The organism is Ruegeria sp. ABV3_008, assembly GCF_056161185.1.
On record NZ_JBSWYP010000001.1, the window covers coordinates 669,022 to 694,463 of the forward strand.

25 protein-coding genes and 1 tRNA gene are annotated in these 25,442 nt (G+C 57.2%); 9 read left to right on the forward strand and 17 right to left on the reverse strand.

The annotated features are described in order from the left end of the window. The first annotated feature begins 210 nt into the window (after positions 1–210). Entirely contained in the window at positions 211–780 is a 570-nt protein-coding gene (gene mepK / locus ACXAH8_RS03365) for a peptidoglycan L,D-endopeptidase MepK (RefSeq protein WP_475216028.1), read from the forward strand. Here the strand turns inward: mepK and ACXAH8_RS03370 are convergent. The 10 genes from ACXAH8_RS03370 to iscR form a co-directional block, all read right to left on the reverse strand. After that, positions 777–959, reverse strand: a complete 183-nt coding sequence (locus ACXAH8_RS03370) for a hypothetical protein (RefSeq protein ID WP_475216030.1) — start codon at positions 957–959, stop codon at positions 777–779. The genes mepK and ACXAH8_RS03370 overlap by 4 nt on opposite strands. Before the next feature lie 58 nt (positions 960–1,017). After that, a tRNA-Arg gene (locus tag ACXAH8_RS03375) sits at positions 1,018–1,094 on the reverse strand. Positions 1,095–1,160: 66 nt separating this feature from the next. Continuing rightward, complete coding sequence (locus ACXAH8_RS03380; protein WP_475216033.1) at positions 1,161–2,381, reverse strand: cysteine desulfurase; 1,221 nt, start codon at positions 2,379–2,381, stop codon at positions 1,161–1,163. Between the two features lie 11 nt (positions 2,382–2,392). After that, positions 2,393–2,953: a Yip1 family protein gene (locus ACXAH8_RS03385; protein ID WP_475216035.1), complete on the reverse strand. Its 561-nt coding sequence runs from the start codon at positions 2,951–2,953 to the stop codon at positions 2,393–2,395. Then, the gene (locus ACXAH8_RS03390; RefSeq protein ID WP_475216037.1) at positions 2,950–3,435 is read right to left on the reverse strand and encodes a YIP1 family protein; all 486 of its coding nucleotides are present in this window, start codon (positions 3,433–3,435) and stop codon (positions 2,950–2,952) included. Before ACXAH8_RS03390 ends, ACXAH8_RS03385 begins: the two co-directional genes overlap by 4 nt. 1 nt (position 3,436) lies before the next feature. Next, the gene (gene sufD / locus ACXAH8_RS03395) at positions 3,437–4,717 is read right to left on the reverse strand and encodes a Fe-S cluster assembly protein SufD (RefSeq protein ID WP_475216039.1); all 1,281 of its coding nucleotides are present in this window, start codon (positions 4,715–4,717) and stop codon (positions 3,437–3,439) included. Then, positions 4,717–5,472 (reverse strand): Fe-S cluster assembly ATPase SufC, encoded by a 756-nt coding sequence (gene sufC / locus ACXAH8_RS03400; RefSeq protein WP_170373689.1) that lies wholly within the window; start codon positions 5,470–5,472, stop codon positions 4,717–4,719. Before sufC ends, sufD begins: the two co-directional genes overlap by 1 nt. Positions 5,473–5,544: 72 nt before the next feature. Beyond that, positions 5,545–7,065 (reverse strand): Fe-S cluster assembly protein SufB, encoded by a 1,521-nt coding sequence (gene sufB / locus ACXAH8_RS03405; RefSeq protein WP_170764253.1) that lies wholly within the window; start codon positions 7,063–7,065, stop codon positions 5,545–5,547. Positions 7,066–7,083: 18 nt separating this feature from the next. Further along, positions 7,084–8,127: a cysteine desulfurase family protein gene (locus ACXAH8_RS03410; protein WP_475216042.1), complete on the reverse strand. Its 1,044-nt coding sequence runs from the start codon at positions 8,125–8,127 to the stop codon at positions 7,084–7,086. A 51-nt stretch (positions 8,128–8,178) separates the two neighbouring features. Further along, a complete protein-coding gene (gene iscR / locus ACXAH8_RS03415; protein WP_170373686.1) occupies positions 8,179–8,637 on the reverse strand; it encodes a Fe-S cluster assembly transcriptional regulator IscR in 459 nt (152 codons plus the stop codon). A 175-nt stretch (positions 8,638–8,812) separates the two neighbouring features. Here iscR and ACXAH8_RS03420 point away from each other — a divergent pair, with 175 nt between their 5' ends. The 6 genes from ACXAH8_RS03420 (at position 8,813) to ACXAH8_RS03445 (ending at position 14,258) form a co-directional block, all read left to right on the forward strand. Continuing rightward, on the forward strand, positions 8,813–9,466 hold the full coding sequence (locus tag ACXAH8_RS03420) for an alpha/beta hydrolase (RefSeq protein WP_170373685.1): 654 nt from the start codon (positions 8,813–8,815) through the stop codon (positions 9,464–9,466). Next, positions 9,466–9,711 carry a hypothetical protein gene (locus ACXAH8_RS03425; RefSeq protein WP_170373684.1) on the forward strand — a complete coding sequence of 82 codons (246 nt, stop codon included), beginning with the start codon at positions 9,466–9,468 and terminating at the stop codon, positions 9,709–9,711. Before ACXAH8_RS03420 ends, ACXAH8_RS03425 begins: the two co-directional genes overlap by 1 nt. Next, entirely contained in the window at positions 9,708–10,865 is a 1,158-nt protein-coding gene (locus tag ACXAH8_RS03430) for an HD domain-containing protein (RefSeq protein WP_475216045.1), read from the forward strand. The genes ACXAH8_RS03425 and ACXAH8_RS03430 overlap by 4 nt, the downstream gene beginning before the upstream one ends. 373 nt (positions 10,866–11,238) lie before the next feature. After that, positions 11,239–11,574 carry a DMT family transporter gene (locus ACXAH8_RS03435; protein ID WP_170373682.1) on the forward strand — a complete coding sequence of 112 codons (336 nt, stop codon included), beginning with the start codon at positions 11,239–11,241 and terminating at the stop codon, positions 11,572–11,574. A gap of 76 nt (positions 11,575–11,650) precedes the next feature. Continuing rightward, a complete protein-coding gene (gene typA, locus ACXAH8_RS03440; RefSeq protein ID WP_170373681.1) occupies positions 11,651–13,468 on the forward strand; it encodes a translational GTPase TypA in 1,818 nt (605 codons plus the stop codon). 289 nt (positions 13,469–13,757) lie between these two features. Next, positions 13,758–14,258 carry a hypothetical protein gene (locus ACXAH8_RS03445; protein ID WP_475216048.1) on the forward strand — a complete coding sequence of 167 codons (501 nt, stop codon included), beginning with the start codon at positions 13,758–13,760 and terminating at the stop codon, positions 14,256–14,258. 100 nt (positions 14,259–14,358) lie between these two features. Here the strand turns inward: ACXAH8_RS03445 and ACXAH8_RS03450 are convergent, their stop codons facing one another. Further along, on the reverse strand, positions 14,359–14,871 hold the full coding sequence (locus ACXAH8_RS03450) for a transglutaminase-like cysteine peptidase (RefSeq protein WP_475216277.1): 513 nt from the start codon (positions 14,869–14,871) through the stop codon (positions 14,359–14,361). Between ACXAH8_RS03450 and ACXAH8_RS03455 the strand changes: the two genes are divergently transcribed. Then, positions 14,843–15,052 carry a hypothetical protein gene (locus tag ACXAH8_RS03455; RefSeq protein ID WP_475216284.1) on the forward strand — a complete coding sequence of 70 codons (210 nt, stop codon included), beginning with the start codon at positions 14,843–14,845 and terminating at the stop codon, positions 15,050–15,052. The genes ACXAH8_RS03450 and ACXAH8_RS03455 overlap by 29 nt on opposite strands. A 268-nt stretch (positions 15,053–15,320) precedes the next feature. Here ACXAH8_RS03455 and ACXAH8_RS03460 read toward each other — a convergent pair whose 3' ends face one another. From ACXAH8_RS03460 to recA, 3 genes are all read right to left on the reverse strand, one after another. Next, positions 15,321–15,608: a DUF1330 domain-containing protein gene (locus tag ACXAH8_RS03460; protein ID WP_475216050.1), complete on the reverse strand. Its 288-nt coding sequence runs from the start codon at positions 15,606–15,608 to the stop codon at positions 15,321–15,323. Continuing rightward, on the reverse strand, positions 15,609–18,281 hold the full coding sequence (gene alaS, locus ACXAH8_RS03465; RefSeq protein WP_475216052.1) for an alanine--tRNA ligase: 2,673 nt from the start codon (positions 18,279–18,281) through the stop codon (positions 15,609–15,611). 179 nt (positions 18,282–18,460) lie between these two features. Beyond that, positions 18,461–19,528, reverse strand: a complete 1,068-nt coding sequence (gene recA, locus ACXAH8_RS03470; RefSeq protein WP_170373677.1) for a recombinase RecA — start codon at positions 19,526–19,528, stop codon at positions 18,461–18,463. Between the two features lie 192 nt (positions 19,529–19,720). Between recA and ACXAH8_RS03475 the strand changes: the two genes are divergently transcribed. Continuing rightward, positions 19,721–20,314: a sulfotransferase family protein gene (locus ACXAH8_RS03475; protein ID WP_475216057.1), complete on the forward strand. Its 594-nt coding sequence runs from the start codon at positions 19,721–19,723 to the stop codon at positions 20,312–20,314. Between the two features lie 3 nt (positions 20,315–20,317). Here the strand turns inward: ACXAH8_RS03475 and ACXAH8_RS03480 are convergent, their stop codons facing one another. The 3 genes from ACXAH8_RS03480 to guaB all read right to left on the reverse strand — a co-directional run bounded on the left by ACXAH8_RS03480 (position 20,318) and on the right by guaB (position 25,400). Continuing rightward, the gene (locus ACXAH8_RS03480; protein WP_475216059.1) at positions 20,318–22,465 is read right to left on the reverse strand and encodes an ATP-binding protein; all 2,148 of its coding nucleotides are present in this window, start codon (positions 22,463–22,465) and stop codon (positions 20,318–20,320) included. A gap of 253 nt (positions 22,466–22,718) precedes the next feature. After that, complete coding sequence (locus tag ACXAH8_RS03485; RefSeq protein ID WP_475216062.1) at positions 22,719–23,876, reverse strand: RsmB/NOP family class I SAM-dependent RNA methyltransferase; 1,158 nt, start codon at positions 23,874–23,876, stop codon at positions 22,719–22,721. A 75-nt stretch (positions 23,877–23,951) separates the two neighbouring features. Continuing rightward, positions 23,952–25,400 carry an IMP dehydrogenase gene (gene guaB / locus ACXAH8_RS03490; RefSeq protein ID WP_170459273.1) on the reverse strand — a complete coding sequence of 483 codons (1,449 nt, stop codon included), beginning with the start codon at positions 25,398–25,400 and terminating at the stop codon, positions 23,952–23,954. Positions 25,401–25,442 lie beyond the last annotated feature (42 nt).

The window sequence follows — 25,442 nt, forward strand, 5'->3', positions numbered from 1 at the left end:
GCCGAAAACACTCAGTTGCTCAATAAAATGACTCATTTGCATCACCTGCGCAAAAAACTGCCGAAAATTCCCCCTAACAAAGGTGCATTCCAAAGACTTCTTGGCCGACGATTCCAACTGTGCCATACATTCGCCATCTGGGATGGGAAAATATTAATACAGCGCGCGTAACATCGTGCGCAGGCAGGAACAGTACGGGACGAAACAAAAATGACCAAGAGCAGTACTTCGGGTATTACCCGTCGTGCCCTTCTGGGCGCATTCGCGGCAACGGCCGTGGCGGCAGCACCAACCTATTCCAACGCAGCAGGTTTCCTTCGTGGTGGTGGAGATGTCCGCCGCATCCGCATGTATTCCGGTCGCACGGGAGAGCGGATTGATATGGTTTACTGGGTCGACGGCAAATATATCAAAGACGCCGTGAAAGAAGTGAACCACTTCATGCGCGACTGGCGTACCGATCAGTCGAAAGCGATGGATCTGCGTACAATCGACATCATGGCGGCGTCGCACAACCTTTTGGATGCTGATGAGCCCTATATGCTCCTTTCGGGGTATCGCTCGCCACAAACCAACGCCATGCTGCGGTCCAAATCGCGCCGGGTAGCGCGGAACTCGCTCCATATGCAGGGACAAGCGGCTGACCTGCGCCTCGCATCCCGCTCGGTTTCGCAGATGGCCAAAGCGGCCATTTCCTGTCGTGCAGGCGGTGTTGGACAATACTACCGTTCGAACTTCGTCCATATGGATTGCGGCGTTGTTCGCAGTTGGCGCGGTTAATCATACTGTCGTTTATTGAGATGGACTTGGCAGGCCATTAGGTCTGCCTGAGTGTTGTTGCAAAACTCGAATTTTGCTGGAACGGGCTGCTGCAATTGGCGGCCTTTGTTCGTTGCAGAGCCAATCACCCAACGTTTCTCTAGCTTGTTCAGGATAGAGATATTTTCCAAATCAAACATCTAGCGGATGCAACGACCACGACGGTCGGAATGAAAAAATCATCAAGACTGTGAGATGTGGCGCACCTGAGAGGATTCGAACCTCTGGCCTCTGCCTTCGGAGGGCAGCGCTCTATCCAGCTGAGCTACAGGTGCCTTGGCCGTTAGCTAACCTTGTTCCGAGCCGGGTGCAACTGGAAAACGGACCGGCTCGGCCGAGATTTAGGCGAAGAGATCATGCGCCAGTTCAAGCGCGTCGATCAGGGTGTCGACCTCATCCGTGGTGTTATAGAGGCCAAAGCTGGCGCGGCAGGTGGCCGTCACCCCAAGGTGATCCATCAAAGGACCAGCGCAATGGTGACCAGCGCGAACAGCGACGCCTTTCTTGTCGAGAATCGTCGAGACATCATGTGCATGCCCTGCCCCATCCAGCGTAAAGCTGAAGATCGCGGCCTTGTCCGGCCGGGTGCCCTGAACCTGTAGCCAGTTCAGACCAGTCAGACGTTGCATGGCGTAGTCACGCAGGCCCGCTTCGTGACTGGCGATATTCGCCATCCCCAGATCCATCATATAGTCCAGAGCCACACCGAGACCGATGGTTTGGACGATGCCCGGCGTGCCAGCCTCAAACTTCATCGGTGGATCATTGTAGATAACCTGATCCTTGCTGACCTCTTTAATCATGTCGCCGCCGCCGATGAAGGGGCGCATTTCGGCCATACGTTCGGATTTGATATAGATCGCTCCGGAACCGGATGGGCCATAGAGCTTGTGCCCGGTAATGGCATAGAAATCGCAGCCGATATCCTGCACGTTAACCGGCACGTGAACCGCACCCTGACTACCATCAACCAAGACCGGCACGCCCTTGGCATGCGCGCCCGCAGTGATGGCCTTCACGTCGACCACAGTGCCCAACACGTTCGAACATTGCGTGACCGCGACCAGTTTAGTCTTGGGGCCGATTGCGTCAATCACGGCCTGCGGATCAAGCCCGCCATCCGCATCGACATCGACCCATTTCAGCACCACGCCCTGACGCTCACGCAGGAAATGCCAGGGCACGATGTTGGCGTGGTGCTCCATCACGCTGAGGACGATCTCATCCCCGGCCTCAAGCCGCGGCATGGCCCAGCCATAGGCGACCAGATTGATCCCCTCGGTCGTGCCGGAGTTCAGAACAATCTCATCCTCATCCGCGACACCTAGAAAGCGCGCAACGGTGCCGCGCACGGATTCATATTTCTCTGTCGCGAGGTTCGAGAGGTAGTGAAGCCCGCGATGCACGTTGGAGTATTCCTCGGCATAGGCACGCGTTACGGCATCAATCACGACCTGAGGTTTCTGCGCCGACGCGCCATTGTCCAGATATGTCAGGGGTTTGCCGTTCACCTGCCGCGACAGGATCGGGAAATCGGACCGGATTTTCTGCACATCATACATGAGAGATCTTTCTAGACAGGACCCAACGGGTTGAGAAATAGGACAAAAGGTACCGCCAGCAACGCCGTCAACAATATGACGCCAAAGGACTTGCCCAGAGATCCAAACTTGTGTGCCTCATTCAGAAAATGAAGCGTTATGTAGAGGCTGTAGATGGCCGTTGCCAGGATCAGAGGGGCCATAAAAGCTACCGCGATCAAGCTCAGCGCGAGGGTTGCGACCAGTGCTGCAATTTGCAGAAACTGCAGCCAGATCGTCAGGATCATCAGATCTTCAAAACGCCCCGTTCCGCCCAGAAAACGCCCGACATAGAGAAAGGCCAGAATGCTGAACAGCATCGTTCCTGCGGATCGGATCAGCACAACCGGGATCGATTGGGATACAGTTGGGCCACCCGATGCAGCGATCGACAGATCTATGCCCATCTGCGCGATGCAATTGAGGACAACGGCCAGAAAAAACGCCAGCCACAAAACCTCTCGCCCCGGGTTGAGGGCTAAAATCTGTCGCGCCGCTTCGGCAGGTTTTCTGAGCGTCAGGCTCGCCAGCGGGCCCAGGGGGGGTATAGTCATTCAGCCGACCTTTGTGCTTGTCGCAATCCGGATAACCAGAACCAGACAAAAACGGCAACCCAAATCAATCCGACCAAAGTTTGAGTCGGACCAGGGCCTATAAACCCGGCGACCAGTCCGTTTAGCAAAACCAAAGGCGCCGAGGACAAGAGCGCCCAGAACAATGCCAGTCTGGCGCCATAGGCACTGCCCTGCCCGCCCACCAGTCGCGCGACCCAATGAGACACCAAAGCCAGCGTGTAGAAGAACAGCGGCAGGATGAAGACCGAGCCCAAAAGCGCTCCACCCAGAAGCATGTTCAACTCGACCTGCTCAAGATGCGCGCGGCGGGCTAAGCTGGGCATTTGCGCGATGAACGCCACCACGCAGAAACCCATGATGAAGATCAGCGCCCGGTCTTCGCGCGGCCCCATATCCAGAAGCCGGCGCACAACGCGCCCCGGCCCCCGGTATGTGGCAACGATATCTGATGAGACCGGCATATTAGCTGTGACGCGAAAGCCAGCCTTCCAGACGGGTCACGATCTCTTCGGCCAGTGTCTCGTCCTCGATCTCATCCACCGCTTCGGCAAGGAAAGCCAGCGTCAGCATGTTGGTGGCGTCCTTCGTCGGAACCCCGCGCGAGCGCAGGTAGAACAAGGCCGTCTCATCAATCGCGCCCGAGGTCGACCCGTGTGAACAGGCGACATCATCGGCGTATATTTCAAGCTCGGGCTTGGCGAGAAACTGGCTGTCATCGTCCAACAAAAGCGACTGGCTGATCTGGTAGCCATCGGTTTTCTGCGCGCCTTCCTTCACAAGGATCTTGCCTTGGAACACGCCCGTCGCGCCGTTGCGCAGGACCTTTTTGAACACCTGACGACTTTCGCAATTCACAGCGTCATGTGTTACAAAAACGGTGTCGTCGTGGTGAAAATCACCGTCCCCGACGCAAGCACCGGCCACATGGGCCACGGCATCGTCGCCGGTCAGCTCGATCACTTGCTCGTTACGAGTCAGCACGCCATTGGCGGTCAAGGTGAACGACTTGTAGGTCGATTCCTGACCAAGCCGCGTAAACATATGGGTCGCGGCCCGGCGTTCATGATCCCGGCCCTGAGCACGGACGTGGTGCAAGGTCCCGTTGTCGGCGATGTCGATCTCCATGCATTTGTTGAAGCGCGACGCGGCGGGACCATTTTCGAGGATCGTGGCCTCGGCATCGCTTTCAACACGGATAACGTGGTGCAGGATCGCGTCCGAGTCTTCCGACTCGTGACGGTACACCAGATTGATCGGCTTCGACGGTTTGCCGGTTACATGGATGGCAACGCCGTCGGTCGCGAATGCGGTGTTCAAAGCGGCCAGAGGACGCTGAACCGGGCTTTGGCCCCGCTCCTCAAGCTTGCCGTAAAGATCCTTGGCCCAGTGGATATCCTTACAGCAGATATCTTCCAGCCGGTCGATCTTGACGCCTTCAAGGCTCAGATCATCCGAGGCTTCGGCATCGAACACACCATCGACGAATACGATTTGCAGCCGATCGACATCGTTGAACACCATCGGCTCGCCCGAGTCGAAAATGGCAGCCTTGGGCGCATCGGCCGAGACCAGCGTATCAGGACGCGTATATTTCCAGTATTCGTCGCGACGGCTTGGAAGCCCCATTTCTCGCACCCGGGCCAAAGCCCCTTGGCGTGCGGCCTTGGTACAGCCGGGATCAGGCATCGTCAGCGATGCCAGACGCTCTTCGGTTGCGGTCTGTTTTGCTTGCGGTAAGGCCATCAGTTCACCTCGGCAAGAATGTCGGAGTAACCGTTGTTTTCAACTTCCAGCGCCAACTCAGGACCACCCGATTTCACGATGCGGCCATCGGCCATGATGTGAACGACATCCGGTTTGATGTGGTCCAGCAGGCGCTGGTAGTGGGTGATGACCAAGAAACCACGTCCCTCATCCCGCAGCGCGTTCACGCCTTCGGAGACCAGCTTCATCGCATCCACGTCGAGGCCCGAGTCGGTCTCGTCCAGAATGCACATTTTGGGTTCCAGCATCGCCATCTGCAGGATTTCATTGCGCTTTTTCTCACCGCCGGAGAAGCCGACATTGACCGGACGCTTCAGCATGTCCGCGTCGATCTTCAGCGATTTCGCCTTTTCGCGAACGAGTTTCAGGAAGTCAGCGGCCGACAGTTCCTCTTCGCCACGTGCTTTGCGCTGCGCGTTCACAGCGGTGCGCAGGAAGGTCATGTTGCCGACGCCCGGGATCTCAACCGGGTATTGGAACGCGAGGAACACACCAGCTGCGGCACGCTCTTCCGGCTCCATCTCTAGCAGGTCTTCGCCGTCCAGAGTGGCCGAGCCTTCGGTGACCTCATAGCCATCGCGCCCCGACAGCACATAGCTGAGCGTGGACTTGCCCGAGCCGTTTGGCCCCATGATCGCATGCACCTTGCCAGCCTCGACCGTCAGGTCGACACCCTTGAGAATTTGCTTGTCTTCTTCTTCAAGCTGTACGTGCAGGTTCTTGATTTCCAGCATGTTTTGTCCTTTTGCGTATCGCAAGTGGGCGCGCGGCCCTCGCGTAAATTCTGATTTCAGAGAGGCTTGGGATTAACCCACAGACCCTTCGAGACTGATGGCAACCAACTGCTGGGCCTCCATCGCAAATTCCATCGGCAGCGCCTGCAGCACGTCCTTGCAGAACCCGTTGACAACCAGCGCCACGGCTTCTTCTTCGTCCATGCCGCGTTGACGGCAGTAGAACAGCTGATCGTCATCCACCTTCGAGGTCGTCGCCTCATGCTCAACGCGGCTCGAGTTGTTCTTGACCTCGATATAGGGAACAGTATGCGCCCCGCACTTGTCGCCAATCAGCAAGCTGTCACACTGGGTGTAGTTACGGCTGTCTTTGGCTTTCGGGTGCATCGAGACCAGACCACGATAGGTGTTTTGCGCCTTGCCCGCGCTGATGCCCTTGGAAACGATGCGCGACTTGGTGTTCTTGCCCAGATGAACCATCTTGGTGCCGGTGTCGGCCTGCTGATAGTTGTTGGCAATCGCGATCGAGTAGAACTCACCCTGGCTTTCTTCACCACGCAGGATGCAGGACGGGTATTTCCAAGTCACGGCCGAGCCGGTCTCGACCTGCGTCCACATCACCTTGGAGCGATCCCCACGGCAATCGGCACGCTTGGTCACGAAGTTATAAATACCGCCCTTGCCGTTCTCGTCCCCGGGGAACCAGTTCTGAACGGTCGAGTATTTCACCTCGGCGTCTTCTTCGACGATGATCTCGACCACGGCTGCATGCAGCTGCGCGGTGTCGCGCTGAGGCGCGGTGCAGCCTTCCAGATAAGACACGTAGGAGCCTTTGTCAGCGATGATCAAAGTACGCTCGAACTGGCCGGTGTTTTCCGCGTTGATACGGAAATAGGTGCTCAGCTCCATTGGGCAGCGGACACCCGGCGGGATGTAGACGAACGAGCCATCCGAGAACACAGCCGAGTTTAGCGTGGCATAGAAGTTGTCGGACACCGGAACCACGGTGCCCAGATATTTCTTCACCAGTTCAGGATGCTCTTTGATCGCTTCCGAGATCGAGCAAAAAATGACACCTGCCTTCTTCAATTCAGCTTGAAAAGTTGTACCAACGGAAACCGAGTCAAATACGGCGTCGACGGCCACTTTACGACCCTCGGCGGGCATATCCTCGGCGCCTTCGACACCTGCAAGAATCATCTGTTCTTTCAGAGGGATACCGAGCTTTTCGTAAGTGGCCAGAAGCTTGGGATCGACATCGTCCAGAGATTTGGGTTTCTCTTCCATAGATTTCGGACGGGCATAGTAATATTGGTCCTGAAAGTCGATCTCAGGGTAGTTGACCATGGCCCATTTCGGCTCTTCCATCTTGGTCCAGCGTTCGAAGGCCGACAGACGCCATTCGGTCATCCATTCGGGCTCTTCGTTCTTCTCCGAGATCAGTCGAACGATATCTGGATTCACGCCTTTGGGCGCGTATTCCATCTCGATCTCGGTTTCCCAGCCGTATTTATAAGTGCTGACCTCGCGTACCGCATCCACGGTTTCCTGATCGACACCCTCTTTTACCTGGGTCTGATCCAAAGCGGCCATTGTTTACCCTCCGTCAGATCACGCGGCCCGCGCGCGATGCTTTTTCTCTTTCTCAAGCCATGTTTCGGCGAAACGCAGCACATCTTCCTTGGTAGTCCGAGGTCCCAGCGACACGCGGATTGCGCTGGCTGCCGTCCCCTCATCAAATCCCATCGCAGTCAGAACAGCGCTGGCGCGGACCTTTCCGCTTGAGCAGGCCGAACCCGCGCTGACCGCAAAACCAGACAGGTCCATCTGCATGACCTGCGTTTCACCCTTCCAACCCGGTGACGCGAAACATGACGTGTTTGGCAGGCGAGTCTGGTCTTTCCCGACAAAAATAGGTGATCTTTCACCAGCCTCAAGGGCGTTTTCTAGAATATTTCTAAATTCTTCGACTTGCTCCCAAACACCATTGGCAAGATCCTTGGCAGCTGCTTCAGCAGCGGCCCCGAACCCCGCGATTCCAATGACATTTTCGGTGCCCGAGCGCCGCCCCATCTCTTGTCCGCCGCCCTTGATCTGAGCAGGCAGATCCGTGCCACGCTTCATCACGACGGCTCCGATCCCTTTTGGGCCACCCAGCTTGTGCGCAGACACAAGCGCCATCTGAACGTCCATCCAGTTGAAGGCAATCGGTAGCTTGCCAAATGCCTGAGTCGCATCGGTCACCGCCAGCCCTTTAGGCAGTGTCTGTACGATACCTGTCTCCGAGTTCGCAACCTGCAATGTCGCATTCGCTGGATCGCTCACAGTGGCGATCCCGTCCGAAGAAGCCAAGATATCCTCGGCAATCCATGCTCTTACCGCGTCATGCTCAATTGATGCACCGTGCAGATTTCGACCCGCCAAAGCCAAAGCGGCGCCTTCGGTCGAGCCTGAGGTAAATACGATATCCGCACCATCAGCCCCAAAAGCCGATGCAACCTGTGCCCGCGCGCGTTCGATCAAAGCCTTCGCCGCGCGCCCCTCGGCATGAACCGACGATGGGTTCCCGCAGACATCCATTGCCGCAATCATCGCGTCCCGCGCTTCGGGCCGTAAAGGCGTTGTGGCGTTGTGATCGAGATAAACACGATTCATGGAGTCATCTTTTCCCAGATATTTCTGAAACTTGTACTCAGAGGCTACGGATTACTCGTCCACAACAGCAAACAGGTTCGGAACCGCCGGACAGGGCGCGAGGTCGTTCTTGATCACGTCAGACAGGCGGGTCTGATGCAGGAACACATAGACATGTGCGCTGAGGCTTTCCCAAAGACGGTTCGTCAGGGATTGCGCCCGGCTGCCCGAGGACGCACCCGAGGCTCCGGCCCCCTTGGCCATTGCATCCACCGTCTCATCTACGGCAGACAGAATCTCGACAACGCGGATCTCCGACGGCTGCCGGGCAAGGCGATATCCTCCACCCGGACCACGGGTCGAGGTCACCAGCTCGGCCCGGCGCAGTTTGACGAACAACTGCTCAAGATACGGCAGCGAGATATCCTGCCGTTCCGAGATTTCGCCCAGTGTCACGATCTTGTCCGAGGGCTGCAGCGCAATGTCCGCCAGCGCCACCATGGCATACCGGCCCTTTGTCGACAGCTTCATTGTCATTTCCCTTCGGCAAGTTGGACGCGAAATCATTGACGCCGCCGCCGCCAGTGCGTATCTCCGACTGACAGCGCGTTGCGCAGCATATCACATTTAGAACCGTTCTAAGGTGCCCAACGAATACAGTCAAGTATTTCCCGGCGCCCAAGATAAAGACAGGACCAAAGCACACATGCCCGAGGTGATTTTTCCCGGACCCGAAGGCCGCCTGGAAGGCCGCTACCACCCGCAAAAGGAAAAAGACGCACCGATCGCCATCGTGCTTCACCCGCATCCTCAGTTCGGCGGGACCATGAACAACAAGGTGGTCTACAATCTGCACTACGCGTTCTACAACATGGGCTTCACTGTGTTGCGGTTTAACTTTCGCGGCGTGGGCCGCAGCCAGGGTGAATATGACCAGGGTGTGGGCGAGTTGAGCGATGCCGCCTCGGCTCTCGACTATCTGCAGTCGATGAACAACAACTCCAAGCATTGCTGGGTAGCCGGCTTCTCGTTCGGTGCCTGGATCGGAATGCAGTTGCTGATGCGCCGCCCGGAAATCACCGGTTTCATCAGCGTGTCGCCCCCGGCGAATATGTACGACTTCTCGTTCCTCGCGCCCTGCCCGTCTTCGGGCCTGATCATCAACGGCTCGTCCGACCGCGTGGCGCCTCCGGCGGATACAACCGCGCTGGTCAACAAGCTGCATGAGCAGAAGGGCATCACCATCACGCATAATGAGGTCGAAGGCGCGGATCACTTCTTCCAGGATCAGCACATGGATACGCTCATCACCGATGTCAGCGACTATGTGAAACGCCGCCTGACCGAGAACACGCGCTGATGACAGACACCATCAATACCCTCGCTGCCAAACTGGCCGAGGATACATTGAAGGTCATGGACGAAACCGGCGATGACCGGTTTTACATGGAGGTCGGCAACCTGCTGGCGGCCTCCTCCCAATCTCTGGAAGAGGCCTTTCTGACCGAGATCCGCGTGCGCCTGTCTGAACGTCAGGCCCGCCAATTCGTGATCAAACGCCTGACAGATCACCGCTCCAAACTGAAAGCGATAGAAAAACAATGAATGATCGACTGTCCGCGCAAATCGCGTTTCTGAAACAAGCGGACAAGTTGAAGACGGTGGATCGGGCAAACACCCTGCTGGATCAGTCTCGCCCGGAAAACTCTGCAGAACACAGCTGGCATCTGGCGCTTTGGGCGCTGGTCATGGGGCCTCTGGCCGGGTCGGACGTGTCAATTGATCGGGTCATCCGCATGTTGTTGCTGCATGATCTGGTCGAGATCATCGTGGGTGACCATCCAATCCATCTCGAGACCGACTGGCAGAGCGTCGCGAACGCCGAACACGCAGCGGCTTTGGATTTGTTCGGTCTGTTGCCGTCGGACCAGACCCAAAGTTTTTTGGACCTGTGGACGGAATTCGAAGCCGATCAGACGCCCGACGCCAAGTTCGCCAAGATGCTCGACCGGTGTCAGCCCCTGTTTCAGGTACTGTATGCTTCTCCCAAACGGCCCGACCATATAGAGATCGCCCGTGAGAACCTCGCGACCGGGCGCGCGGCTTATCTGAGTGAGGCGCTGCCTCAAGCCTATGAACACGCGGTTGCGTTATTGTCGGAAGCACCGACCGAGGATAACAGCTTCACCCAACGGCTGACGTTTCTGGTTGAGGCAGATCAGTTGAAATCCGTCATGCGCGCGTCGCGCCTGATGGCGGTCGATCGGTTCGAAAACTCGGCCGAGCACTCGTGGCACATCATGCTGTACGCATGGGTTCTGGCCGAACATTCCGATGCTGAGGTCCAGTTGAACCGCGTCCTGCACATGCTGCTGCTTCACGATATTGTCGAGATCGACGCGGGAGATCACCCGATCCACGGTCAGGTCGATCACGCCGCCCAAGCCGAAAAGGAAGAGGCCGCAGCGCGACGCCTGTTCGGACTATTGCCCCAGGATCAAACGCAGGCGTTTTCGGATCTCTGGCATGAGTTTGAGAGCGCCAACTCGGCAGATGCGCGGTTCGCCAAGGCTGTTGACCGGTTTCAAACCCCAATTGCCAATCTTGAAACGGGCGGCGGCTCGTGGGTGGACTATGCCGTGACCTACCCTCAGATCGAAGCGCGGGTACGGCCCGCCATCGAACGCGGTGCGCCCGGTCTTTGGGATTGGTTACAACCGTATTTGGCAGATTACTTCACGGTTTCAGCGAGGGGCTAGGCAAAAGAAAAAGGGCCAATAAGGCCCTTTTCCCTGCTTGGATCTTGATTAACGCCAAAACTACAAAATAAAGAAACCAACTAACATTTGGGCTGCATCAGAACTGACGGACCCCCCGTCTGCAAGCCACCCTAGCGCCGCAATAAGAGTCAAAGCAAAAACGACGTATTTAATAAACACAGTCATTGAAAAACTCGAAAACAAATCAACAAATACTGTTCTGTTATTTGCATAAATTGTGATCAGATCGTAGTCAGGTATACCCGACCTTTATCTTGTGGTGTCACGCACCCAATCAACCGAATGTGCTTGCCGGGGCGGCCTGTTTCATGTTGAGAATTCGCGCGTGATTTGCATGCAAAAGGTTGAGATCATGCCCAAAGCCTACCTGATCCTGCTGATGGCCGTCTTTGCCGAAACCGTAGGCACAACGGCCTTGCAGGCCAGTCAGCAATTCTCGCGCTTCTGGCCTTCGGTTCTGGTCGTAGTTGCTTACGGAGTGGCGTTCTACCTGTTGGGATTGACGTTGAAATACATGCCAGTGGGCATCGTCTATGCGATCTGGTCCGGGCTTGGGATTTTTTTCATCGCAATCATCGGCTTTGTGGTGTTTGGGCAAAAGCTCGACCTTTGGGCGGTTCTGGGGCTGGCCCTGATATTGGCCGGAATCCTGATCATTCATCTGTTTTCAAAGACCGCAGGTCACTGAACGCCGGTTTGGGCTGGTATATTGCGTCAAGCCGCGCTATGCGCCGGGCAACTTCCCGTTCAAAGGCTGACCTCTCATGGACCTGCGCAATATCGCAATCATCGCTCACGTGGACCACGGTAAAACGACCCTGGTGGATGAGCTGCTCAAACAATCCGGCGCGTTCCGGGAAAATCAGGCCGTGGCGGAACGCGCCATGGACAGCAACGATCTGGAACGCGAGCGCGGCATTACCATTCTGGCCAAAGCGACCTCGGTCGAATGGAAAGGCACGCGCATCAATATCGTCGACACCCCCGGCCACGCCGATTTCGGCGGCGAGGTTGAGCGTATCCTCAGCATGGTGGACGGTGTTGTCCTGCTGGTTGACGCGGCTGAAGGTCCGATGCCTCAGACCAAATTCGTGACTTCCAAAGCACTGGCACTGGGCCTACGCCCCATTGTGGTCCTGAACAAGGTCGACAAACCCGATGCCGAACCCGACCGTGCGCTGGATGAGTGCTTCGATCTCTTCGCAAACCTCGGCGCAGATGACGATCAGCTAGACTTCCCTGCCATGTATGCCTCGGGTCGCTCGGGCTGGGCGGATATGGAGTTGGACGGGCCGCGTAAAGACCTGACCGCGCTGTTCGATCTGGTTGTCGATCACGTGCCTGCGCCGAAACAGGCTGAAAAGAAGGACGAGCCGTTCCGTATGCTGGCCACCACCTTGGGCAGCGACCCCTTCATCGGCCGCATCCTGACGGGCCGCGTGGAAAGCGGTACTCTGAAAGCGGGCGACAGCCTCAAGGCGCTCAGCCGCGATGGCTCGCTGATCGAGAACTTCCGCGCATCGAAAATCCTTGCCTTCCGTGGTTTGGCGCAACAACCGATCGATGTGGCCGAGGCCGGTGACATCGTGACCATCGCAGGTATGAGCAAAGCCACTGTCGCAGACTCGCTAGTGGCGCCGCAGGTTGAAGAGGCCCTGCCCGCTCAGCCCATCGACCCGCCAACCATCACCGTGACTTTCGGCATCAACGACTCGCCTTTGGCTGGTCGTGACGGCAAGAAGGTGCAATCTCGCGTTATCCGTGACCGTCTGATGAAAGAGGCGGAATCCAACGTTGCGATCCGTATCACCGACACCCCGGGCGGCGAGGCGTTCGAAGTGGCCGGTCGTGGCGAGCTTCAGATGGGCGTTCTAATCGAGAATATGCGCCGCGAAGGGTTCGAACTCAGCATCTCGCGCCCGCAGGTTCTGTTCCGTGAGGAAGATGGTCAACGGCTGGAGCCTGTCGAAGAAGTCACGATCGACGTGGATGACGAATACTCGGGCGCAGTCATTGAAAAGATCACCGGTGCTCGCAAGGGCGAGCTGGTCGAGATGCGCCCCGCCGGTGCCGGCAAGACCCGGATTATCGCGCATGTGCCGTCCCGTGGCCTGATCGGCTATCACGGAGAGTTCCTGACGGACACCCGCGGCACCGGTGTTCTGAACCGCGTGTTCCATGGCTGGGCCGCACATAAAGGTCAAATCCCGGGCCGCCGCGCAGGCGTTCTGATCTCGATGGAGAATGGCCAGGCCGTTGCTTACGCTCTGTGGAACCTCGAAGAGCGTGGCCGCATGTTCGTTGGACCTCAGACCGATGTCTATCAGGGCATGGTGATTGGTGAACATTCCCGCGACAACGATCTGGAAGTGAACCCGCTGAAAGGCAAGAAGCTGACCAACGTGCGGGCCAGCGGCTCGGACGACGCGGTGCGTCTGACACCCCACATCCAGTTCTCGCTTGAAGAAGCCATCGCCTATATTGATGACGACGAACTGGTCGAGGTGACGCCCAACGCGATCCGTCTTCGCAAGCGATTCCTTGACCCGCATGAGCGGAAACGGATGGCGAAAGCCGGATAAATCGCCGTTCTCGATTGGGAAACAATGCCATTTTTGTGACATTATTTCCTCAATCTTGAAAAATGGCATTCAAGGAACGGTCAGCCCTCGGCTGGCCTTTCTTATTGGTTTTAAGTGATTTTTGCGATTTTTCCGGTCTTTTGGCAATCTCGCCAATTGGGCGGCGACTTGTAAGTTCGACCTTAAAAAGGTGTAATCTTGTCCAAACTGTGACGTTGTTCATACAAGCCCATTTGGTTTTGGTGCATAAGTTCGACGCAGAGATTAACGAGTACCGAGGAGTTCCATCATGGGCATCCATTCCAGCAAACTAAAAGTAATCGCCGCAGCTGTTGCCGTTCAAATGGTAGGCGTTCCAGCCGCACAAGCCGCGTGTACCGTCTCAACGGCACGTCAGGCTGCAAGCTCGCCCGAGATCCTCTGCGAATGTGACGCCGTCACATCGGGTATGATCCGCTACATTCAGCGTCGCGCCGATTTCGGAAACTTCCTTGCGCGTACCGGCGCGGAATGCCCGCAACTGGCTGCGCTGCTTTCGGACCTGCCGACCGCATCCATAGGGTTCGCTGATCAAAGATCCGGTGACGGCAAAGCCGATCCAACCGGCAATCCGGGCAGCCGGACTGGAGGTGGCGAAGGACCTGGATCTGAAGGAGAGCCAACAGGCGAGCCAAAGGGGGAACCAACAGGCGAGCCCAAGGGTGAACCAAACGGCGAGCCCAAGGGTGAACCAAACGGCGAGCCCAAGGGTGAACCAACAGGCGGCCCTAAAAGTGATCAACAAACTTGACAAGGTTGGCTTTATCAGACTGAGCAACTACTACCAAACTTAGTAAAACCTTGTGGAACAACGTTCAGCCCGTCATTGAAGCTTTGTTCTTTAAATCAACTCAGCTTTTCCCGTAAACCCCAACCCAACGGCGGGGCTGTTTTGGGTCTTGCATCCTCAGAAACAGGTACCGGGTCGCTTTCCACGGTTTGATGCTGTTGGTCAAGTTGTCCAGAATCAGGTCACCCTGAGCTGATCGATAGACCAACACAGCATGCGCGTTCCGACGCGTATCTAGAACAGTCGCAATCAAAAGCTTGCTAGGATCAATTCCTGCTTTGATCAAATTGCGCTTTTTCAACAAGGCAAAGTCTTCGCAATCACCGCCCCGTGTCGTCGGCAAGGCCCAAAACTCACGCTGGCGGTATTGCGATTGATCTGTAATTGCACGGGTGGACGCGTTGACTTGCAAGTTCACTTTCTTGACGATCTGCATTTCCTGCTTGCTCGTCAACGAGGCCGCTCTTTGACCTGAACAGGCCCAGCTGTACTGGCGGCAAAGCTGCTGCGCTCCGGACGGAGGTGGAGAGGCTGAAATCGCAGTGATGAACGCACCCTCGGACGCCTGCGCCACAGAGGCGGTGAAGAACGACGTCAAGACCAAAGCGCAAATCCCAACGGAGCGCCTTGAAAATCTGGCGACCGACCGAAGACCCGCCGAAAAACCTACTGTCGAATATTTCATCCCCGTTCCTCAATCCATGTTTGCCCGCGTGATTCCGGCCAATCAGGGTGTCGCAGTCTTTCGACTTTAACCGCGACTGGCTCTGTTGACGCAATCAATGTTGAAGATCAGGGGTAAAAAAGGCGGAAATTCGTCACAATCCGCGGCAATTTCGAGCAAGAATTGAGGGTAATCCGCCACATTTGTGAATAGGTCGTATTGCGAAAACGCCTCAACACGTTGTTTTAAAGAACTTTGTGAATATCCGAGGCCTCCAAGAAAGAAAGGGAAGCCGCGCTGTGTTTCATGTGCTGATATTCGCCCAGACCGGCAACCCGACCCGGTTGAACCAGCGATTCTCAGTCGGTGATTTCAACAACGACCAATTCACGCTCGCTTGCCCCGCGGGCATGATCGAGCGCTTCTTGGTAGGCTGCAGAATTATAGCACTCGACCGCGGCCTCAACCGAGGGGAACCGCGCGACCACATTGCGCGGACGCTCTTTCCCCTCTAGCTGAACATAACGCGCCGCACGCGCGATGAACTCTCCGCCATGCTGAGCGATTGCAGGTCCCGCCAGCTTGGCGTATTTTCCATAGGCTTCGGCGTCAGTCACCGTGACATGCGCGATCCAAAGAGCAGCCATTTATCCCTCCAATACCTGTTCGGCGGCTTTGATCGCCGCATCTGCGTTACTCGCGTCCTTGCCGCCACCTTGGGCCATATCCGGTCGACCACCGCCGCCCTTGCCGCCCAGTTCCACCACGGCGGCTTTGACCAGATCAACCGCAGAAACCGTATCGGTCAGGTCCGCAGTGACCCCGGCCGCGACGGCCGCTTTGCCGCCTGTATCCGCGATCAACAGAACCGCGCCAGATCCCAGCCGGCTTTTGTGTTCGTCAATCAAGGCCGGAAGATCCTTGCCGGACACACCGCTGAGTGTCTGGGCCAGGAACTTGACGCCATTGACCTCGGTGGCTTCCGCGCCGGCGCCCTGCCCGGCTCCGCCTGCCATAGCGAGATCCCGGCGCAGTTGCGCGACTTCGTTCTGCAAGGCTTTCCGCTCATCCAGCAGCGATTTCACGCGGGCCACCACGTCATCCGGCTGCGCTTTCAACTCTAACGCGACCTGTGCCAAGCGGTGATCTTGCGCGGACAGATAGCGGAAGGCTTCATCGCCCGTGAGCGCCTCAATCCGCCGGACACCTGCACTGCTTGCACTGTCGCCCAGTACAACGAACGTGCCGATATCGCCAGTTTGGCGGACATGCGTGCCACCGCAAAGTTCAATCGACCAAGTCTCGCCATCCTGGCCCTTGCCGGTCGGCGCCTTACCCATCGAAACAACGCGAACTTCGTCGCCGTATTTCTCACCAAACAAAGCCTGAGCACCCAGTTCACGTGCGTCATCCGGCGTCATGATCCGGGTTTCTACGCTCGAGTTCTGGCGGATGAAATCGTTCACCTCACGCTCGACCTTTTGGATTTCCTCCAGCGTCAGGGCCTTGGAATGGCTGAAATCGAACCGCAAACGATCCGAGGCATTCAAAGAACCCCGCTGTGCTACGTGATTGCCCAAAGTCTCTCGTAGAGCTTCGTGCAAAAGGTGCGTGGCAGAATGGTTGGAACGAATGGCCGAACGGCGCGCATGATCCACTTCTAGCTCAACCGCGTCACCTTTGGATAGGGTGCCATGATCCACGGTCACCTTATGTGCATAGACTTTGCCATCGGCGAATTTCTTGGTGTCTTCAACGCGCGCAATTTCTTCGCGCGCATCGAGGCGGCGTAGCTCACCACTGTCGCCGACCTGACCACCAGCCTCGCCATAGAACGGTGTTTGGTTCACGACGACCCAGCCACTGCCACCCTGTTCGATCTTGTCGACCAGAGCGCCATCGACGATCAGCGCTGCAATCTGAGCCTCAGCCTTTTCAGTGTCGTAGCCCAGGAAATCGGTCGCGCCAGCGCTGTCGGCCACGTCAAACCAGACCGCCTGATCCGCAGCTTCGCCCGACCCGGCCCATGCTGCGCGGGCCTTCGCCTTCTGCTCTGCCATGGCCGCATCGAACCCGTCAGTATCGACGGTCCGGCCTTTTTCCCGCAGGGCATCCTGGGTCAAATCGAGTGGGAACCCATAGGTGTCATAGAGCTTGAACGCCGCATCTCCGGACAGGGCCGCGCCTTCGGGCAGGCTGGCTACCTCGTCATCCAACAGTTTCAGGCCGCGATCCAGCGTTTGTTTGAACCGCGTTTCTTCCAGCAGCAGAGTCTCTTCGATCAACGCCTGCGCCTGCCCCAGTTCCGAGTATTGAGCGCCCATCAGCTGTACGAGTGAGGGCACCAGCCGGTGCATCACCGGATCCTTCGCGCCCAAAAGATGCGCATGACGCATGGCGCGGCGCATGATCCGGCGCAGAACATAGCCACGCCCGTCATTGCTGGGCATCACGCCATCGGCAATCAGGAATGAAGTAGACCGTAGGTGGTCTGCGATCACGCGGTGGTGGACGTTCTGATCGCCATAAGGATCAACGCCGGTCGCGTCCGCCGAGGCCTCTATTAGTGTTTTGAACAGGTCGGTGTCGTAGTTGTCATGGCTTCCCTGCAACAGCGCGCCGATCCGCTCCAGCCCCATGCCGGTGTCGATCGACTGCATGTCGAGTTCCACCATCGAGCCGTCCTCGAACTGCTCGTTCTGCATGAAAACGATATTCCAAATTTCGATGAACCGGTCGCCATCTTCATCGGCCGATCCCGGAGGGCCGCCCCAGATGTGATCGCCGTGGTCATAAAAAATTTCGGTACATGGCCCGCAGGGTCCGGTCGGCCCCATCTGCCAGAAATTGTCGCTGGTCGCGATGCGGATGATGCGATCTTCAGGAACGCCGACTTTCTTCCAGATTTCAAAGGCTTCGTCGTCGGTGTGATAGACCGTGGTCAGCAGACGGTTTTTGTCGATGCCGAATTCCTTGGTGATCAACTCCCACGCGAAGGGAATCGCGTCGTGCTTGAAATAGTCACCGAAGGAAAAGTTCCCCAGCATCTCAAAGAAGGTGTGGTGGCGCGCCGTATAGCCCACATTGTCGAGGTCATTATGCTTGCCGCCAGCTCGCACACACTTCTGCGCGGTGGTTGCACGCTGATAGTCGCGGGTTTCGACACCGGTGAACAGGTTCTTGAACTGCACCATGCCCGAGTTCACGAACATCAAAGTCGGATCATTGCGCGGCACCAGAGGGCTGGACGCCACCACTTCGTGCCCCTGCTTGGCAAAGTAGTTCAGAAAGGTCGATCGGATGTCGTTCAACGTTGGCATGGGGCTCTCTCAGCGCGCAATCATAATGGTCTGCGCAGGTTTATCGCCGTGCCTGCAGAGTGTCCACAGCATTGACCTTCCAAACGAAACAAGGCGGCCCCGACGGACCGCCCTTTTTAAGTTATTCTCAGCACTGTCGGAGCGCCGGGAGATTTCTGGTGTTCCCTCTCGCGCGTTCCTTAGGCCTCGAGGATATCGTCATCCTCGGCCGCTCCGGGCGGCATGTCGAAGTCCAGACCATGGGCCGCGCGGATCTTGTCCTCGATATCCAAAGCGATCCGAGAGTGATCGCGCAGATACTGCTTGGCGTTTTCGCGACCCTGCCCGATCCGTTCGTCCCCGTAGCTGAACCACGAACCCGACTTCTCGACCACACCGGCCTTGACGCCAAGATCCAGCAGCTCACCCATTTTCGAGATGCCTTCGCCGTACATGATGTCAAATTCCACCTGTTTGAACGGAGGGGCCACCTTGTTCTTAACGACTTTGACACGGGTCTGGTTACCGACCACTTCATCTCGATCCTTGATCGCGCCGATACGGCGAATGTCCAGACGAACCGAGCTGTAGAATTTCAGCGCGTTACCACCCGTTGTAGTTTCCGGGCTGCCAAACATCACGCCGATCTTCATCCGAATCTGGTTGATGAAGATTACCATGCAATTCGAACGGCTGATCGAGCCGGTCAGTTTGCGCATCGCCTGACTCATCAGACGGGCCTGAACGCCGACGTTGCTGTCGCCCATGTCGCCTTCCAATTCGGATTTCGGCGTCAGCGCCGCCACCGAGTCGACCACGACCATGTTCACCGCGCCAGACCGGACCAGCGTGTCGGTGATCTCAAGCGCCTGTTCGCCGGTATCGGGCTGCGAGATCAGCAGCTCATCCAGATCAACGCCCAGCTTACGGGCATATTGCGGGTCCAGCGCATGTTCTGCGTCGACAAATGCACAGACACCGCCGCGTTTTTGCTGTTCGGCAATACAATGCAGAGTCAGTGTGGTCTTACCCGAGCTTTCGGGTCCGTAAATCTCAACAATCCGGCCCATCGGCAGACCGCCGATTCCCAGAGCGATATCCAGACCCAGAGACCCGGTCGAGCTCGCCTCGATATCCTGCTTGGCATCCTCGCCCAGCTTCATGATCGAGCCTTTACCGAATTGCCGTTCGATCTGGGCCAGCGCGCTATCGAGCGCCTTTTGCTTGTCCGCGTTTTTCTTGTCGCTCATCGTCAGAAGATCCGCCATAGTCCTGTCGCCTTCCCTTTTGTCACACCCTTTGCCGGGCGGCAATCGCTGCTTTGTTCGCCTCTTGTTCCTTATGGGACCAAAAAGAGAACATTTCAACTAAAACTTACAGAACTTATTCTTGGACAATTGTGTTAAAGATCCGTTTACGCCAATCTGCCATCTTATCAAAGATCGACATGGGACCACTAAATGCTTGTTTTCTATAAAGAACGCCTTGCGTTTTTATCTGTTCCCAAAACCGGAAGCACCGCATATCACTCTGCATTGCGTACTCGCGCGGACCTTGTGATCACCCATCCGCCTGAGCTGAAACACGCGCCGGTGCGCCGATATGACCGTTTTATTCAGAACATGTTCCGCAAAATGTACGACACCGAGATGGAGATCATGGCCGTTGTCCGCGAACCCATCGACTGGCTGGGCAGCTGGTACAGGTTTCGTCGGCGCGAAGATCGCATTGGGCATCCGCATTCGACGCGGGATCTCAGCTTTGACGCCTTCGTACAGGCCTATATGCAGACCCCACAGCCCGAATTTGCCAATGTCGGCAGTCAGAGCCAGTTCTTCCGCACCCGCAACAACGGTGTCGGGGCCAGCCATGTTTTCAAATACGACCATCAGGACAGAATCGTCGAATTCTTGCAAAGCCGGTTGAATTTCGATTTCACACTACAAAGCGAGAACGTCTCACCGCCCGCAGAAACAACTCTGTCTTCTGCAACCGAAGCTGCATTCCGCAAGCATTCTAAGGCCGATTTTGCGGTCTATGAGGCGGCGCAATAGCCGTCAATTCATCTGCTGAAACACTGCCTCGGTCAGTTGGGTCAAAGAGAAGGGCTTTGGCAAAAAGGTCGAATTCGGAACCTGAGGGCCCGAGTCGCCAAACGCGCCCTCAGTATAACCCGAGACAAACACGACTCGGACATCCGGCCGCGTCTCCATGGCCTTGGCAACCCAAGTCGGGCCGTCCATTCCGGGCATGACCACATCGGTTACGAACACATCCACGTTCAGTTTGACATCTTCCAGCAAGGTCAGGGCGTCCTCGGCGGACTCGGCCTCGAGCACCGTATAGCCCTTCAGGCGCAAAGCGCGGGTCGCGAAGGCGCGTACCGGCGCTTCGTCTTCGACCAGTAGCACCACGCCCTCGCCTTGGCGCGCCGTTTTAGAGTCCGGCACATCTTCGGTCTGCACCTCGGCGGGTTTCGCTTCGACGCAAACTGGGAGGAGCAGTGAGAACTCGGTGCCGCGACCAACAACGCTGTCGACAAAGATGAATCCACCCGTCTGTTTGACGATCCCGTAAACGGTGGAAAGGCCAAGACCTGTGCCCTCGCCCGTTCGCTTAGTCGTGTAGAACGGCTCGAACACCTTTTGCAGTTTGTCGGCGGGAATACCGACGCCGCTGTCGATCACCTTGACGGTCATGTAATCGCCGGGTGGTACGGTGGCCCGGTCGCGGCGCAAGGGCTCGGTGAGGCTCAGCACTTCGGTTTCGATGCGAATCTCACCGCCCTCTGGCATTGCATCGCGCGCGTTGACGACGAGGTTCATCAACACCTGCTCCAACTGCCGCTTGTCCGCGCGCACAGGCTTGAGGACAGGATCATGGCTTAGCGTCAGTTGCACTTTCTCACCGACCAACCGGTTCAACAGGTGGATGAGGTCCGAGATGGTGTCGCGCACATCCAGAACCTCGGGCCGCAAGGTCTGTTTGCGCGAAAAGGCCAGAAGCTGGCTGACCAGAGCCGCCGCGCGATTGGCATTCTGATTGATTTGAACGAGGTCACCATAGTTGGGATCGTTTTGATCATGGCGCAGTAGCAGCAGATCGCAATGACCGGATATCGCGGTTAAAAGGTTGTTGAAGTCATGCGCAACCCCACCAGCCAACTGGCCGACAGCCTGCATCTTCTGCCCCTGAACAAACTGCGCCTCAAGCGTTTTTAGCTCGGTCGCATCGTTCAGGACCGCTATAAGATGGGTTTTCCCGTCGATCTGAACACGGTCCAAAGTGACTTGAACAAATAGCTCTTTGTCATCGCGGGTCAGTCGCTGAAATTCCGATCGGGCGGAATCCTCGCCTGATGCCGTTTGCGCCAGCCACTCGAGAATTGGATGGTTCAGCCCCTGCAGGATCTGGTCGATATTGGTCTCGTTTAGGCAGAGATCACCCAAGAGAGCCAACGCCATCTGGTTTGCCTGCAGTATGGTCCCCTCGGGCGTCATGCAAATGATCGGGACGGGCAGTTCGGCAAGTGAGGATCCATGCTCGGGTTGGACAGGCTGAGAAACCGGCATCAAAACAAGGTGCCGTTCCGCCCCCGACGCCGATACGCCAGTGACCGCGACGCGCCTTTCCCCCTCATAAGCAGGGACCGAGCAGATTTGACCATCATGTGGCAATCCGTCCGGAAAGATATTGTCAATCGAACCCGGTACCGTGCCAAAAAAAGCCCTTGCGGCGGTATTAAGGTGTAACAGGCGCCCACCCCGACCGATGGTCAGTACGGGAAGGGCGATTTTGTCCCACTGCCCTTGGTGACCAAGTTTGAACCGCCAGCAGAACAGATGGTCTCCCAATCGAACAACCGAAACCGGGACATTCTCGCCAACTGTTATGATATCCTCCTCCGCTGAGCCATTTGATTGAGCCAGTGTCTGCAGTCTCAAAAGCAGGCTCGACGGGTTGGCGAAGACCGAGCGCAGCACCTCGGGCAGTGTTGCCTCCGGGCTGGCTCTCAACTGTTCGCGCGCAGTTGGGTTGGCGACCAGAACAGTGCCCTCTTCATCGGCAATAACGCTTGCGCTATAGTCGTGATCTACAAAAGCCGCCAGTACATCTAGGGTTTGATGAGCAGCTTTGTCGGCAAAGAGGCCCCCGATCAGAATCCAGAGAGTCGCAAACAGGACCGAGACTCCTACGAGAATCATGCCCTGCGTCCAGTCCGCAGGCACCCGGCCCGTATATGGCGCCACGTATAAAAGAGCGGCCAGTCCAACCAGCGCCAAAACGCGTACAACAGACGGCGTTCTCCGCGAGCGGGGATCGGAGAACGAATATGCAGAATCGGACATGAACGACCCGGGTAGCTTTTCTAAGAGCAATAACGATCCAAAATAGTTAATGCCCGCTTAACAGAGTTAAGGGGTCAAGAAAACTACCTGTAGTTGTTTGGGTTGGTGCCTATCTTATCAGATGCGCCGTGAAAAACCCGTCGACGCCATCCGTTACAAGCCAATTCCGTTGCAGCGTCGCTGTCCAATCGGGGTTCTCCGACACAAAGCTTTCGACAACCTGCGCGTTTTCGTCCTGAAGCATCGAACAGGTTGCATAGGCGAGAAGACCTTTGGGATGAACCAGTGCCGCGACCTCACCTAGGATCGCGCGTTGCAGCTTGGTCAATTCGATCAAACGCTCTTCGGTCAGAGCCCATTTCCCGGCCGGAGCGCGCCTCCACGAGCCGCTGCCCGAACAGGGCGCATCGACTAGAACGATGTCAAAGGGCGCGAAACGGGCCAGTTCCGCGGTCTCAAGGCAGGTCACTTTGACGCCCGCGCGGTCGGCGCGGTTCGGCAGGTCCTGCATGCGCTTCGGGTTGATGTCATGTGCAAACACTTCGACCCCACGATGGGCCGCGAGGGCCAGTGATTTCCCGCCACCGCCGGCACAATAATCAAGAACGCGCAAACCAGGCTTGAGGGGCAAAGCTGCCACAACCGCCTGACTGGCCGCATCCTGTAGCTCGACCAGACCCTCCAGATAAGCCCGGCTTTGCGCAACCTTGCGTGCGCCGTCAATCACGGTAAGAGCCGTGTCGCAGGCTGGATGAAGTTCAGTTTGAATACCCTCAGCCGCCAAAGCAAGGGCCGCGCGTTCCACGTCTGTTTTGTGCAAATTGACCCGCAGATGCACCGGAGCTCTGCTTTGCAGCGCCGCTGCGGCTTCACTCGCCGCATCCCCCAAAGACGCAGAAAACCGGGGCCAGAGCCAGTCTGGAATATCAAACTGCTCGGCCAGTGACAGGAAATCCCGACCCTGCTCAGAGGCTTCAATCGGCGCAGGCGCGTGGCGTTCGCCGGTGAACAGAGCGTCCGGCACTTGCCCTGCAGCACGCAGCGCTCCGATCATCAAGCCCCGACCTGTCTCAGCCCCTCCAAGTGCCGAAAAGGACCGTTTGCAGCGCAAGGCCGAAAAAACGTGATCCCGCACAGCCGCGCGATCCTTGGAACCTGCGAACCGGCTGCGCCGCGCCCACCCAGTCAGGGCTTTTTCACCGGGCGCGCCGTCCAGAATTTGGTCAAGGATCTCTATCGAGGCCTGAACGCGGGCTGCCGGGGTCATCTTTCCCTCCGTAGGGTTTTCCAGGAACGCAAAACGGCGCCCGCGTCGGGGCGCCGCCTGCAATAGGTCACCAGATCACATGATCCGGTAGTTCGGGCTTTCACGCGTGATCTGCACGTCATGCACGTGGCTTTCTTTCAGACCCGCCCCGGTGATTTTGACGAAATTGCAGTTCTTGCGCATCTCTTCGACTGTGGCGCAGCCGGTATAGCCCATGGCCGCGCGCAGACCGCCGACCAGTTGGTGAACAACCGCTCCGGCAGAGCCTTTATAGGGCACCTGCCCTTCGATCCCTTCCGGTACCAGCTTGTCATTGGCGGCATCCTTCTGAAAATAGCGATCCGCCGAACCGCGCGCCATGGCGCCCAAGCTGCCCATGCCGCGATAGGATTTGAACGAACGACCCTGATACAGGATCACCTCACCCGGGCTTTCATCGGTACCTGCGATCATCGATCCGACCATGGCACAAGACGCACCCGCCGCGATGGCCTTGGCGAAATCACCCGAGAACTTGATGCCTCCATCGGCAATCACCGGAACATCTCCGGCGGCTGAAGCGCAGTCCATGATCGCCGTCAGCTGAGGCACGCCGACACCGGCCACCATCCGAGTGGTACAGATCGAGCCCGGCCCGATACCAACCTTGATCGCATCCGCGCCCGCATCAATCAGCGCTTTAGTAGCATCGGCGGTAGCGACGTTGCCCGCAATGATCTGAACTTCGTTCGACAGCGTTTTGGCGCGCTTGACCGCCTCCAGAACACCTTCGGAATGGCCATGCGCGGTATCGACGACGATGATATCGACCCCCGAGTCGACCAGCAGTTCCGAACGCTCAAACCCTGCATCCCCGACCGAGGTCGCGGCGGCAACGCGCAAACGGCCAAGGTGGTCCTTGCAGGCTGTCGGGTTCAGAACGGCTTGTTCCGTGTCTTTCAGGGTCAAAAGACCGGTCAGCTTGCCTTCGCCATCAACGACCAGCAGTTTTTCGATCCGGCGGGCGCGCATCAGCGATTTGGCCTCTTCCAGATCGGCGGGCTCTTGCAGCATCGCCAGATTGTCCGATGTCATCATGGCCTTGATCGGCGTATCATCCGACGTGGCGAAGCGCATGTCCCGGTTGGTCACGATGCCGACAACGCGGCCCTGCTCATCCACGACCGGAAAGCCGGTGAAGTTGTAGCGCTGCACCAACGCCTGCGCGTCTGCGAGCGTCTGATCGGCGCGTAGCGTCACTGGGTTGTAGACGATGCCCGATTCGAACCGCTTCACCCGGCGTACCTCGCGGGCCTGTTCCTCGACCGAGAGGTTCTTGTGGATCACACCGATTCCACCGGCCTGCGCCATGGCAATGGCCATACGCGCCTCGGTCACAGTATCCATGGCCGAGCTGAGCAGCGGGATGTTCATGGAAATCTGACGCGTCACGCGCGTCGTCGTATCCGCCGTTGCCGGCAGCACTGAAGATGCGCCCGGAACAAGAAGTACGTCGTCAAAGGTAAGTGCCTCACGAATCTGCATCATCAAACCCCATGCAAAAGCCCGTTTGGCGGTGACCCTATT